Origin of the sequence: Polynucleobacter sp. HIN9 (genome assembly GCF_030297635.1) — a bacterium.
In the GTDB taxonomy this organism is placed as follows: domain Bacteria; phylum Pseudomonadota; class Gammaproteobacteria; order Burkholderiales; family Burkholderiaceae; genus Polynucleobacter.
The window spans coordinates 372,577-385,590 of record NZ_AP028140.1 but is presented as its reverse complement, the minus strand read 5'-3'; the positions used below and the strand labels follow the sequence as shown (position 1 = coordinate 385,590).

Sequence of the window (13,014 nt, the reverse complement as noted above, 5' to 3'; positions counted from 1 at the left end):
AATCCTTTAGGTTTTATTACTTTGTCTTTACTCAATCTAAATTGGTTTAAGTATGCAGCCCCCCAACGTTTTTATGGGCTTGCCGGATCGCTAATCCCATGGTTTGTGGTGAGCGGTGTGATCCTGACCGTCATTGGTTTGGTGATCGGCTTAGGTATTGCCCCCACCGATCATCAGCAGGGTGACTCGTATCGCATCATCTTTATCCACGTTCCTGCGGCCTGGATGTCGATGCTGATTTATCTGGTCATGGCATTTTGGGCGGCGATTGGTCTCATTTTTAATGCGCGCTTGGCAAGTATGTTGGCTCTCTCCCTAGCGCCAACAGGAGCCATCATGACCTTTATTGCTCTGTGGACGGGTGCGGTTTGGGGTAAGCCAACCTGGGGTACCTGGTGGGTCTGGGACGCTCGCCTCACTTCAGAGCTCGTATTACTTTTTCTGTATTTTGGCTTCTTATCATTACACGCCTCGATTGAGGATGTGCGCAAGGCCGACCGAAGCGCAGCACTACTGGCAATAGTGGGGGTGATCAATGTCCCCATTATTTATTTTTCAGTGAAATGGTGGAATACCCTTCATCAAGGGGCCTCCGTTAGCCTCACCAAAGCCCCTACGATGGCCACTCAAATGTTGACTGGCATGCTCATCATGGTTTTTGCTTTTTGGATGTATTCGATTGCAGTTGCCCTATATCGCTGTCGCAATCTCATTCTGGACCGCGAGCGCCACGCCGACTGGGTGAAGGAGTTGCTGTAATGTTTTATTGGTCGAGCTTTTCTGACTTTCTTCACATGGGTGGCTATGCCCTCTTCGTTTGGGGGTCTTACCTGGTCACGATTTTGGCTCTAGTCATTGAGATAGCCCTGTTACGAAGTCGGAATAAGACCCTCCGAAAAACCCTAATTTCTGAAATTCGCGAGTCCCAAAGAAATTAGGCAAAATAGGGGGTTATGAAACCCCGTACAAAGCGCGGTCTTGCGATCGCTGGTGGTCTGGCCTCATTAGGTGTTGCAGCCTATTTGGTATTGCAGACCTTCCAAAGTAATTTAGTGTTCTTTTTTAGCCCATCCCAGGTCTATGCCAATGAAGCACCGAAGAACAAATTATTTCGGATTGGCGGCTTGGTTAAGGAAGGTAGCATTACACGCGACCCCGGTGGTCTGAAGGTGAACTTTATCGTGACTGATACTGCACACGATGTCCCCGTTCAATACGAAGGTCTTTTGCCAGATTTATTCAAGGAAGGTAAAGGCGTGGTTGCTCAAGGTCAACTCGATCAAAACGGAATCTTTCAGGCAAAGCAAGTGCTTGCTAAGCATGATGAGAACTATATGCCACCAGAGGCTGCTGAGGCTCTTGAAAAAGCCAAATCAAAAGACCCTCAAGCCGCACCTACTCTAAAAGAGTATGGGGGTAAAAAATGATTGCAGAAATCGGCCAATACGCGATGATCTTGGCGCTGGTGACTGCGCTCATCCTCTCTGTGTTTCCAATGGTAGGCGCCCAGAGTAATCGCCCTCATCTCATGGCCATTGCTAGGCCTGCCTCTTGGGCCCTCTTTATTTGGGTCGCAGTTGCCTTCGTTTGCCTCACAGTGAACTTCATTCAAAATGATTTCAGTGTGCTGTATGTGGCACAAAACTCCAATTCCAATCTGCCTCTAATTTATCGAATTTGTGCCGTCTGGGGTGGCCATGAAGGCTCCATCTTGTTATGGGCATTAATGTTGGCGGCCTGGACCTTAGCCGTGGCTGTTTTCTCAAAACACCTTCCAGACAAAATGATTGCACGCATTCTGGCCGTATTGGGTATTTTGAGCGTGGGTGTTTTGCTATTTACCATCCTGACCTCCAACCCCTTTGATCGGCTCTTTCCTCCCGCTCCTGAAGGGCGCGATCTGAATCCTCTGTTGCAAGACCCTGGGATGATTATTCATCCGCCGTTTTTATACATGGGCTATGTGGGTTCAGCAGTCGCTTTCGCATTCGCAATTGCTGCTCTTTTATCTGGTCGACTCGATGCTGCCTGGGCGCGCTGGTCGCGCCCTTGGGTTACTACCGCCTGGTGCTTCTTAACCATTGGTATTGCGCTTGGAAGCGCTTGGGCATACTACGAACTCGGTTGGGGTGGCTGGTGGTTCTGGGACCCCGTTGAAAATGCGTCCTTTATGCCTTGGCTAGTCGGTACCGCATTGATGCACTCGCTTGCCGTTACAGAAAAGCGTGGTGGTTTCAAAATGTGGACCGCCCTCTTAGCGATTTTAGCTTTCTCACTATCACTATTGGGAACCTTCCTAGTTCGCTCAGGTGTGATTACTTCGGTTCACGCCTTTGCTACCGATCCTGAGCGGGGCGTATTTATTCTGGGCTTTTTAGGTCTGATCGTTGGTGGCTCCTTATTGCTATTTGCATGGCGAGCCCCGAAAGCCAACATTGGTGGTAACTTTGAGACCGTCTCACGCGAAGGCATGCTCCTCGTCAACAATGTTCTCTTATTGGTTGCCGCCGCCGCAGTGTTACTAGGCACTCTCTATCCACTGATCTTAGATGCCTTAAACCTTGGAAAGATCTCGGTGGGCGAGCCTTACTTCGAAGCAGTATTTGTACCACTCATGACGCCTGCATTATTTTTAATGGGAGTTGGTCCAATTGCGCGCTGGCGCCAATCGCCGCCAATCGAACTGGCGACTAAATTGAAGTGGGCACTTGCAGCAAGTGCGATCTCTGCGATTATTGCCCCCCTAATTCTGCGTTCCTGGACGCCAATGATCGGCTTTGGACTTTTGATTGCTGCCTGGATTATTAGCTCTGGTATTACGCAATTAATCGATCGTGCCAGGATTAACCCAAGTAAGACCTGGTGGCAAAACCTACGGATTCAACCAGCTGGTTACTACGGCATGCTACTGGCACATTTTGGGGTTGCAGTATTTATTATTGGCGTGACCGCAGTGCGTGGCTTTGAAACCGAGCAGGATGTGCGCATGCAAATTGGTAGCGTATCGCAGTCCGGTGGCTACGACTTCAAGATGGTTGGCTTAAAAACCATCAATGGCCCTAACTATGCGGCCATTCAGGGTCAATTTGATGTAAGCAAGAATGGCAAACCAGTAACCAGCTTGTTCCCTGAGAAGCGGATTTACACCGCAAGCCAAATGCCGATGACCGAGGCAGCAATCGATTCTGGCCTGACACGCGACCTGTACGTATCTCTAGGAGAGCCAATTAATGAAAGCGAATGGAGTGTAAGGATTTATCACAAGCCATTTGTTGATTGGATCTGGGGCGGATGCTTCTTGATGGCTCTCGGTGGTTTCTTGGCGATTACCGATCGTCGCTATCGTAAGAAAGAAGCTTAAGATGCGACGTTACCTGATTCCCTTCATCATCTTTTTGGTGCTGCTGGTTTTTCTGGGAATCGGCTTACAGCTGAAGCCGCGTGAGGTTCCCTCGCCATTTATTGGTAAACCTGCTCCGATGTTTAATCTACCAGTGCTTGGTAAAGAACAAACAAGTTTTTCTCCTGATCAGATGAAAGGACAGGTGTGGATTCTCAATGTCTGGGCATCTTGGTGTGCTGCCTGTCGGGACGAACATCCTTTACTAGTTGACTTTGCAAAAACTCAGAGCACACCTCTGATTGGGCTTGACTACAAAGATAAGCCTGAGGCGGCGCAAGCGTGGCTCAAGCAATTCGGCGATCCGTACCAACTCTCAGTATCGGACATTAAAGGTCAGGTTGGAATTGATTATGGGGTCTATGGGGTTCCTGAAACCTTTGTGATTGATCGCTCTGGCGTGATTCGCCTCAAACACATCGGGCCACTCACCAAGGATGCGATCGAGAAAAAAATTATCCCCTTGATTGCCAGCCTCTAATCATGAAACGCCTCTCTATTCATTTAACTGGACTCTTGCTTAGCTTTGCTATTCCCGGCCTGGGTTTTACACAAAGCAATACAGCCCCCTCGGTCTCCGATAACCCAGCGCTTGAGAAGAAAGTTCTTGAGGTCTCGAATGAACTGCGCTGCCTAGTTTGTCAAAATCAGACGATTGCAGATTCTAATGCCGATCTTGCGGTGGATCTCAAAAACCAAGTTCGCCAACAGCTAAGTGAGGGGCGCTCCAAACAAGAGATTTTGAAATACATGACCGAACGCTATGGGGACTTTGTGCTGTATAAGCCCCCCTTTAATGCAGCGACCGTAATGCTTTGGGTTGGTCCATTTTTACTGATGCTGCTTGGTCTCATTTTATTAGTTCGCCAAATTAAGCAACGCAAACAAGAGCTGTCTCAAGAAACGTTTTCGGCTCAAGAGATTGAGCGCGCGAGACAACTACTAGACCGCAAACTAGGAAACCAGTAATGACTCTTTTCATCCTGATTGCTGTATTGATGACCGTAGTTGCGGTTTTACTGATCATTATTCCGTTTCGTAAAAGCAAGCTTAATACTGAAAAAATTAGCCTCGAGCAAGATGAGAATATTGCCATTCTTAGAAATCAATTGCGTCAATTTGAGCTTGATCACCAAGAAGGTCGAATCACCAAAGAGCAACTAAATGAATCACGTCTAGACATTGAAAAACGCTTACTTCAAGAGGAGCGGGCGATCGCTGCTGATCAACTTGTTTTAGATGGTGAGTTGCATCAACGTAAGAAAAAATGGTCGACCATTTTCATTGCCACTACATTACCCATTGGGGCGATTGTTTTATACCTCTTGGTCGGCTCCCCATTGGCCCTGTACTTGCCAGAGGCTAATCAAGGCCAACCGCAGCTGACGCAACAAGATATTGAAGGCATGGTTGAGCGTTTAGCTCAACGACTCGAGAAAGAGCCTAATAACGCTGAGGGCTGGCAAATGCTGGGGCGCTCATATGCTGCATTAAACCGGATGGCAGAGGCTCGGGCGGCTTATAAGAAGGCATTGGAACTCAACCCCAATAATGCCCAGCTCTTAGTGGACTATGCCGATCTCTTAGCGTTTGAGAATAAGAGTATTCGGGGTGAACCGATGCGCCTGGTGCAAAAAGCCCTGCAGATCGACCCCAATAATCTCAAAGCCCTTGCTCTTGGAGGCACCGCTTATTTTGAGATGGGCGACTATAAAAAGGCTGAAGAATATTGGGCGAAGGCAAAAGGCTTGGTTCCTGCCGATAGCGAGTTTGCACGTGGCATGGATGAAAACATCGCTGCAGCCCGCGCTGAGGCGGGCCAACAGAAAAAGAAGTAGAAACTAGCCTAAAACCAATACTGGCAATTTAGTGTGCACGATCACTGCGTGGGTTTCACTGCCGAGCATAATCCCTTTGAGGCCAGTATTTTTATGGGATGCCATCACAATCACATCTCCTTTTGATTTCTTGGCAGCTTCAATAATGCCTTCGAACAGATTGACATGAAAAACATGGCGGGTATCAACCATTAATCCTTTACCTAATTTTTCAGTGGATTTAGCCAACACTTTTTTTGCAAAGGCCTCGCAGGTCTTTTTATGCTCGGTATCGGTAAACGCAACGCCCATCGTGCTATCGGCATATGCAATCGGAGGCAATGGATCAGACACATAAACTAAAGTAATTTTTGCGCCATCTGCTTTTGCTAACTCAGCTACTTTCTTGAGCGATTTCATACTCACATCGCCGCCATCAACGGGTACGATTAAATTCTGAAACATAGAGGCCTCCAACGAAATAATTGAAAGATATATACTCGAAGTACTATGTTAAGTCTGATTGACGTTCTGTGCGGCTGGTTCTGACCAAAATGCTCAAGTATTTCATCCCCTATTTTGCCTTCCTGCTTTGCCTCTTAGTGATTGATTTAATTTGGTTATTAGGAATTGCCAAAGGCCTGTATCGCAGTGAAATGGGTACCCTCATGTCCCCCAATCCCAATCTGATGGCCGCTTTAGGCTTTTATCTGTTGTACGGACTTGGAGCCCTAATTTTTGTGATTTATCCCGCCCTACAAAAGCAGGTATGGCTTGATGCACTCATTTATGGTGCGCTTTTTGGACTCTTTTGCTACATGACCTATAACCTCACCAATCTAGCCGTGATTCGTGATTTTCCAAGTAAGCTTGCTCTGATTGATATCGCCTGGGGCAGTATTCTGACAGCAACATGCTCAGTGTTGGCCTATGGGATTACTCAGTGGTTGGGGAATTGGTTTAAAACCTAAAAACCTACAATGGCTTTCTTTCGACCAGCCATCCTTGATTCATTTAGCGAGTATTCGCGTCAACAGTTCTCACAAGATGTACTCGCCGGTATCACGGTAGGGGTGATTGCTCTACCACTGGCAATGGCGTTTGCAATTGCTAGTGGCTTAAAACCCGAGGCTGGAATCTTTGCCGCCATTATTGGGGGATTGATTGTCGCCCTATTTGGCGGCACTAAAGTTCAAATTGCAGGGCCTGCTGGTGCCTTTATCGTGATCGTTTATGCCATTGTTGATCGCTATGGGGTTGCCAATCTCTTACTAGCCACCACCCTATCAGGTGTTTTTTTATTTCTGATGGGACTGTTTCGCCTAGGAACTCTAGTTCGCTTTATACCGATTGCGGTGATTGTTGGCTTTACCAATGGCATTGCAGTTCTCATAATCCTCTCGCAAATTAAAGATTTCTTTGGTTTGCAAATTCCACAATTACCATCGCAATTCGTTAGCATGGTACAAACGCTCATTCATCAGGCCGCTACCTGGAGCCCAACGACCTTAGCTCTATCACTCTCAAGTCTGCTCTTTCTGATTCTATGGCGACTCTTTCATAAGCGCCTCGGAAAACCGGGGATCATTCCAGGGACCATTTGGGTTCTGGTACTCGCAACTCTGGTAACCACCATTTTTTCATTACCAGTGGAGACGATTGGAACGCGCTTTGGTGGAATTCCATCCGGTCTTCCAAGTCCTCAATGGCAAGGAATTACTTGGGAGAGCGCTCAATTGGTGATTGCCCCAGCGATGACCCTAGCACTATTAGGCGCCATTGAATCCCTGCTCTGCGCTCGTATTGCCGATGGCTTGACGCATGAGCGCCATCGCCCCAATCAAGAGCTCATGGGCCAGGGGATTGCTAACTTTTTCATGCCTTTCTTTGGGGGTATGCCAGTTACCGGTACGATTGCCCGCACGGTCACTAATATTGAATCTGGCGCTAGAACACCAATCTCAGCGATTGTTCATTCAGCCACTCTACTGCTCATCATCGTATTAGCATCACCATTGGCAAAAAATATTCCCTTGGCATGCTTAGCCGCTATCCTCATCTTTATTGCTTGGAACATGGGGGATTGGAAAAAGTTCATCGATGTCCAACAATTTCGTCTGCCCTACCGCATCACCATGATCAGCGTGTTTTTACTCACAGTCACGGTGGATTTAACGGTTGCTGTGCAAGTGGGATTAATCTTGGCGTTCATCACTTTTGTATATCGAATTTCAAGTCTCTCACGAATTGAAAATGCGCCGATCACTGACTTTCCATTTCTTGAGGGTCAAGAGGATAAAGTGGCAGCGTATCGCATTTATGGCGCACTCTTTTTTGGAGCTATTCAGCTGCTTGAAAAAATCGAGCAACGGCTGCCGCAATGTGCGGTGGTATTGGATTTTAAGAATGTAATTTATATGGATGCGACTGGGATGGATAGTTTGATGGAGTTCATGCACCATTGCCAAACTCAGGGCGTAGTAGTTTATATCTGCGGCTTAAATCATCAAACCCATGATATTGCCCTGCGCTCTGGTCTTTACGACAAGATGAGTTCGGAGTATTTCTGCCATGACCTCGCTAGTGGACTTCAAAAAGCCAGAAATGCATTTTTGATAACTTAGCGGACCCAGCCCTTGCGACGTTCATAGATCACAAATAAGACTCCCCAAACTACGATCGAAGCATAGGCCCAAATCCAAGAAATCCGATCGGACTGGGATCCGGTGAGATCAAGCACAAAACCAAAGATTGCTGGGCCCAATAATCCACCCCCAAAACCCATCAGTGAATGTAAGCCCATTGCTGCTCCCTTGAGCTTCTCATCAGCGCTTGTTACTAGCCCCGCGGTCAACGTAGCAGAATCTGCCATGATAAAAATGGCATGACCAATTGCCAGTGCCAAAATAATCCAACTGGCATGGCCCATGGAGTAAGCGAGCGCCACTCCAAAAACAGCGCTGGTGATCATCACAATACACACCCATTGTTGGCGACCCACCTTTAAGGCAAGCTCGTTACCCAAAATCGAGGCAGGTACCCCAAAGAAATTAATGACTCCAGCAAGTGTCGTAGCCGCCAGAATAAATTGCTCGCCCGAAAGCTGGGTGCTAAGGATAAAAAAGGCAACCAACCAACTGCGCGAGGCAAAGAGCTCAAGTGAATGAACGGTATATCCGAGGATGTATCCTGAGGCATTGCGATTTTGCAAAACTTGTTGCCACTTCCGGATCGGAAAAATATTACGCCAATCAATCCTTATATTGTCTTGCCAGTGAGAATGACGTGTTGGCTGAATCAACACCAACACGATCAGGAGCGAGCATGCTGGACCCAAAGCGACCCAACGGTAAACATGATGCCAATCACCCAGATCGAGGATCCACCCTGAGATGACGTAGGAGAGGCCCGTGCCAACCCCAAAGAAGGCCGTATAAAACGCAATATGGCGGGTGATTTCCCCTTGGATAGCTCGATCGGAAAGGATTTTGAGACCTGGCATATAGGTAGCTGCCAACCCAGCGCCGCTCACCATCATACAAGCGCAAGCGCTGATAAAGCCACTGGCGATAAAGCCCATTCCCAATTGACCCGCAATCGCTAACAAACTTCCAGTCATATAAATACGCCGTGCATCCATCTGATCGGTTAGCGCCGTGGCAAATGGCACTACCGCGATATATCCAACAAAGAATGCACTGGCAATTAGGCCGGATTCAAAATTAGAGAGGCCCCACTCGCCTTGCAAAGTGGTTAGGGTCACAGCATATGCAGCAAAGCCTAATAGAGCACCGACTTGAGCTACCAACATCCATGGTGTATTCCCTTTCAGAATGCTCATGACGATTTAATTATTGATCTTGCCGGTTTGAAGGCTCTTGAAAACCGTTGTGCCGAAAGGTAATCACCAAGGTGTCTCGATAGCCATGGGCTCCGATGGGTTGAATTGGTGTGGTCTCATGAATCATCTTCGCATCATTCAAAACTAAGGCTGTCCAAGAATCCTGCAAGGTAAACCGCAAACCAATCGAGCCTTGTGCTTCAAAAATACGGGTCTCCCCGCCTTTGACACCCACTCGATCCACCAAAATCACCACAACGTAGTCGACACCGTCGCGGTGAGCCCCTTCAGGCGTAGGGCGCCCAATACCATCGCTGGTATCAATCCGAAAAGGATGGGCCTCGACAAACCATTTTGGAGATGCAGGAAATAATTGCGAGATCCCCAGCATTAATTGTTGCCAAGTAGAGTTGTTCTGCAATTCGGGCTCTAGGGGCTCAAACCAACGCTCGATCCCGCCATGCAGAGCGTTGTAATCAACCGATTGCCAATGGGCACGATGGGGTGCTAATTCAAGAGTTCCTTGATGAAGCAGATAGCTCGCATGACGACGAAACCGATAGCGTCCCCCATCTTTTAAGTACGGATCGCGCGGCAGATTATTCCAATAGGTCTTCAAGCCCTCCAGATCCTTGAGGGGAGTTTTCACCAATTGGCTCAGGCTATCAGGGGATATCACCGCATAGCCCCGCTCTTGCAAGGAAAGTTGCAGTTGATCAAAGGGGGTAAATGGGGGCGCTAACATTGAAATCTTATTTTGCCTGTTTTAACTGATTACGTACTAAAGCAATATGCGAACGGAGATCATAAAGTTCTTTTGACTGAATTAGGGATACATTGAGTCGCTCAATGCGTTTCTCAAGATCATTTAGCTCAGTCAACAAATGATCCGCATCTCTTGAAGATGCAAAGCGTTTTTCAATATTTTTCAAGACTCTATAGAGTCGGCCCAGCCGAATCTTCAAGCTTAGGTTCAAAATCGCAGGCAGATAGGCAAAAATGGGAAACAAAATGATGAGCAACGGGATCAAAATCTTGATGACGCGCTCAAGCCATACCGCACCCCAAAAAGGCAGATGTCGATAGAAAAATGAAGGGCCGTCTTTTAAGAAAATCTCTGCGTCTAAATCGATTGGAAAATCCAAGCCTTTACTGGAAGGAAACTCACCTGGTTTTTGCAAGCGCGAGTAATTGCGCAATATGTCATAGGAAGCGCCTAGCAAAAGACTCACCGTAGCAGGATTGATATTCGAATGTGCTACTAAGGTTGCCGTGGGTGCAATCACATGAATATCTTCTTTCGGTAAATCATGTGCAATGCTCACTATCCCCCTTGGGACATCAACCCTCTTGAGAAAAGGCAGAACACGGGTGTATGCCTCTGCTTGATCAAAGTCCATTAGGCGAATGCCGGGTAATTGGTAGAAATCTTTCAATAGGGGCGCTTCGCCAGCAAGAACAATCATGGCAACGTCAATCTCCCCTTTGCGAAGCTGTGAAATCGCTTCATCAGGATTCAGGGTTAATAAATGAAGTTGCGTGAGCTCAATATCATTGAGTTTGAGAATCGCTCGGGAGAGTAAATTTGTGCCGCTCCCCTCATTACCGATTGATACTTTTTTTCCCTTGAGCTGATTCAATTGCTGTAAAGACCTCCCATCTTTGACAAAGGCCTCGGGTCGATACCAAACCCAAAGAGGTTCGTAGAAGAGTCCTGCCAATGCGGTGAGCTTTGAATACCGACTAGGGTCACCTACCCCACTCTGAATAATCGCTAAATCCACTCCCGATTTGGGATCTGCCATTAGCGCCAAGTTATCCGCACTGCCACCCGTATTCCGGATACGCAAGGTGATCTTTTGTTTTGCGAGTTCTGCTTGAAGTTGCGTAGCAAACTGATGGTAGAGCCCCTCCGGAAAACCAGTAGCAATCGTCAATGTCTTGGGAGGCCCAGGCAATATCAGCCAGATCGCCAAAAAGATACTGGCAATGATCGCGATAAATGCCGTCACCAAGTAGGCAGGTCGAGAGGCGATCTGATACAAAAGGTTCATGGCTTTATCATTCTATTTTTAACTATTATGCCCTGATTAAATCCATGCCAACGAACTCAAACTCTCTGCGTGTTGCTCTTATTACCGGTGCCGGAACTGGTATTGGTAAGGCCGCTGCTAAAGCACTGTTATCCGATGGATTCTCGGTCGTGCTTACTGGGCGTAATCTAGAACGTTTGCAAAAAGCAATTAACGATATTGGTGGCAATGCTAGCAATTGCTTAGCGGTGGCGTGTGATGTCGGTAAACCTGAAGAAGTGAAATCATTATTCAGTAAGCTCAAAAATCAATTCGGCCGCATTGATGTACTTTTCAATAACGCGGGGATGGGCGCACCTGCGATCCCGATGGATGAACTCTCCTATGAACAGTGGATGAATGTCGTCAACAGCAATCTTTGTGGCGCCTTCTTATGTGCACAAGAGGCTATGCGGATGATGAAAGCCCAGTCACCACAAGGTGGTCGCATTATTAATAATGGCTCAATTTCAGCCCATGCGCCTAGACCCAATACCGCACCTTACACCGCAACTAAGCATGCAATTACCGGTCTAACCAAATCCATCGCCCTCGATGGCAGGCCATTCAATATTAACTGCGGTCAGATTGATATTGGTAATGCCGCTACTGAAATGACCGAGCGCATGGCCGCCGGAATTATGCAGGCTGACGGCTCGATCAAAGTCGAGCCGCGGATGGATGTTGATCATGTTGGACAGGCTGTTTTACAGATGGCCAAACTGCCGCCCGAAAGCAATATCTTGTTCATGACCATCATGGCAAGCAAGATGCCATTTGTTGGTCGCGGTTAGTCGTCTAGCGATAACCTGCCTGATCCAAGATACGCTGCGCCGCTACTTGATTACGGCCAATGGCAGCGATCGATACTTTTTCGACTTGATAAGGTCCGAGCGCTTTTAAAGCAGGATTGTCGACTTTTACGCCCGTCACAACCGGCCATTCGTTATTACCATCGGCCAGATAGATCTGCGCCGCATCGCTGGCTAGATACTCTAAAAACTTAACGGCTGCTTGCGGATTGGGAGCGTTCTTGGCTACCCCTCCCCCAGAAATATTGATGTGCACACCACCGGCATTTTGATTGGGCCAAATATGACCCACTTTAGCAACCACCGCAATATCCTCAGGCTTGGTCGAGCGCATTAGGCGCGCTAAGTAGTAGGAGTTGGTTAAAGCAACAGCACACTCACCCGATGCAACAGCACGGATTTGATCGGTGTCGCCACCTTTCGGTGCGCGCGCCATGTTGGCAACCATGCCTTTGGCCCACTTTTCAGTGGCCGCAGAGCCATCACGCTCAATCAGAGCACCCACCAATGACAACATATAGGGGTGTGAGCCCGAACGAGTGCATACCTTACCTTTATTGATTGGATCAGCTAACTTTTCGTAAGTGTTCACATCCTCCGGCTTAATACGATCTTTGTTGTACACAATAATGCGCGCCCGAGTTGAAAATCCAAACCAGGTGGTTCCATCCGGATCAGCCTTAGCACGCAGGTTGGCAGGTATGCGCTGATCCAATACCTTCGACTGAATCGGCTTGAACATTCCATTGACTTGAGCGCGCCACAATCGTGCTGCGTCAACAAGCAAGATCACATCGGCTGGGCTTTTGGCACCTTCGCTATTCAAGCGCTCAAGCAAAGCATTGTCGTCTGCCTCAATCCGGTTAATCTTGATACCAGTACTTTTTGTGAAGTTGGCGTAGAGCGATTCATCGGTTTGATAATGACGCGCGGAGTACAAATTAAGAACTGTATTAGGCTCAGCCGCATGGCTAAGTGGGGCACTAATTGCAAAACCCAAACCAAGTACGAAAGATACCTTCTTGATTGAAGATGTGAAGCCTGAGCGAATTCCTTGCATGTCAAACCATTC

The 13,014-nt window shown here is 47.7% G+C and carries 15 protein-coding genes; 10 read left to right on the top strand and 5 right to left on the bottom strand.

Annotated elements, in window-relative coordinates; all coding sequences use genetic code 11:
- Positions 1-21 precede the first annotated feature (21 nt).
- The 7 genes from ccmC to ccmI are packed head-to-tail and all read left to right on the top strand — an operon-like array spanning position 22 to position 5,238.
- A complete protein-coding gene (ccmC, locus tag QUE62_RS01985) occupies positions 22-759 on the top strand; it encodes a heme ABC transporter permease CcmC (RefSeq protein ID WP_353506836.1) in 738 nt (245 codons plus the stop codon).
- Positions 759-938, top strand: coding sequence for a heme exporter protein CcmD (ccmD, locus tag QUE62_RS01980; RefSeq protein ID WP_353506772.1), 180 nt, complete (start codon positions 759-761; stop codon positions 936-938). Before ccmC ends, ccmD begins: the two co-directional genes overlap by 1 nt.
- A 15-nt stretch (positions 939-953) precedes the next feature.
- On the top strand, positions 954-1,427 hold the full coding sequence (gene ccmE / locus QUE62_RS01975; RefSeq protein ID WP_286224144.1) for a cytochrome c maturation protein CcmE: 474 nt from the start codon (positions 954-956) through the stop codon (positions 1,425-1,427).
- A complete protein-coding gene (locus QUE62_RS01970; RefSeq protein ID WP_286224143.1) occupies positions 1,424-3,361 on the top strand; it encodes a heme lyase CcmF/NrfE family subunit in 1,938 nt (645 codons plus the stop codon). Before ccmE ends, QUE62_RS01970 begins: the two co-directional genes overlap by 4 nt.
- A 1-nt stretch (position 3,362) precedes the next feature.
- On the top strand, positions 3,363-3,881 hold the full coding sequence (locus tag QUE62_RS01965) for a DsbE family thiol:disulfide interchange protein (protein WP_286224142.1): 519 nt from the start codon (positions 3,363-3,365) through the stop codon (positions 3,879-3,881).
- Between the two features lie 2 nt (positions 3,882-3,883).
- Positions 3,884-4,369, top strand: coding sequence for a cytochrome c-type biogenesis protein (locus QUE62_RS01960; RefSeq protein WP_286224141.1), 486 nt, complete (start codon positions 3,884-3,886; stop codon positions 4,367-4,369).
- Positions 4,369-5,238: a c-type cytochrome biogenesis protein CcmI gene (gene ccmI, locus QUE62_RS01955; protein ID WP_286224140.1), complete on the top strand. Its 870-nt coding sequence runs from the start codon at positions 4,369-4,371 to the stop codon at positions 5,236-5,238. The genes QUE62_RS01960 and ccmI overlap by 1 nt, the downstream gene beginning before the upstream one ends.
- 3 nt (positions 5,239-5,241) lie before the next feature.
- Here ccmI and QUE62_RS01950 read toward each other — a convergent pair whose 3' ends face one another.
- Positions 5,242-5,682, bottom strand: coding sequence for a universal stress protein (locus QUE62_RS01950; RefSeq protein WP_286224139.1), 441 nt, complete (start codon positions 5,680-5,682; stop codon positions 5,242-5,244).
- A gap of 89 nt (positions 5,683-5,771) precedes the next feature.
- Here QUE62_RS01950 and QUE62_RS01945 point away from each other — a divergent pair, with 89 nt between their 5' ends.
- Positions 5,772-6,188, top strand: a complete 417-nt coding sequence (locus tag QUE62_RS01945; protein WP_286227018.1) for a DUF2177 family protein — start codon at positions 5,772-5,774, stop codon at positions 6,186-6,188.
- A 9-nt stretch (positions 6,189-6,197) separates the two neighbouring features.
- The gene (locus tag QUE62_RS01940; protein ID WP_286261961.1) at positions 6,198-7,841 is read left to right on the top strand and encodes a SulP family inorganic anion transporter; all 1,644 of its coding nucleotides are present in this window, start codon (positions 6,198-6,200) and stop codon (positions 7,839-7,841) included.
- On the opposite strand, the gene QUE62_RS01935 is transcribed toward QUE62_RS01940, so the two are convergent.
- From QUE62_RS01935 to QUE62_RS01925, 3 genes are read right to left on the bottom strand one after another with little or no spacing between them, the layout of a single operon-like run.
- Positions 7,838-9,058, bottom strand: a complete 1,221-nt coding sequence (locus QUE62_RS01935) for an MFS transporter (RefSeq protein WP_286261960.1) — start codon at positions 9,056-9,058, stop codon at positions 7,838-7,840. The two genes, QUE62_RS01940 and QUE62_RS01935, sit on opposite strands and share 4 nt — an antisense overlap.
- A 10-nt stretch (positions 9,059-9,068) precedes the next feature.
- Positions 9,069-9,803, bottom strand: a complete 735-nt coding sequence (locus tag QUE62_RS01930) for a 2OG-Fe dioxygenase family protein (RefSeq protein ID WP_286261958.1) — start codon at positions 9,801-9,803, stop codon at positions 9,069-9,071.
- A 7-nt stretch (positions 9,804-9,810) separates the two neighbouring features.
- Positions 9,811-11,112 (bottom strand): TAXI family TRAP transporter solute-binding subunit, encoded by a 1,302-nt coding sequence (locus QUE62_RS01925; protein ID WP_286261956.1) that lies wholly within the window; start codon positions 11,110-11,112, stop codon positions 9,811-9,813.
- Positions 11,113-11,156: 44 nt separating this feature from the next.
- Between QUE62_RS01925 and QUE62_RS01920 the strand changes: the two genes are divergently transcribed.
- The gene (locus QUE62_RS01920) at positions 11,157-11,924 is read left to right on the top strand and encodes an SDR family oxidoreductase (RefSeq protein WP_286227014.1); all 768 of its coding nucleotides are present in this window, start codon (positions 11,157-11,159) and stop codon (positions 11,922-11,924) included.
- A 4-nt stretch (positions 11,925-11,928) separates the two neighbouring features.
- On the opposite strand, the gene QUE62_RS01915 is transcribed toward QUE62_RS01920, so the two are convergent.
- Complete coding sequence (locus QUE62_RS01915) at positions 11,929-13,002, bottom strand: extracellular solute-binding protein (protein WP_286227013.1); 1,074 nt, start codon at positions 13,000-13,002, stop codon at positions 11,929-11,931.
- Positions 13,003-13,014: the final 12 nt, after the last annotated feature.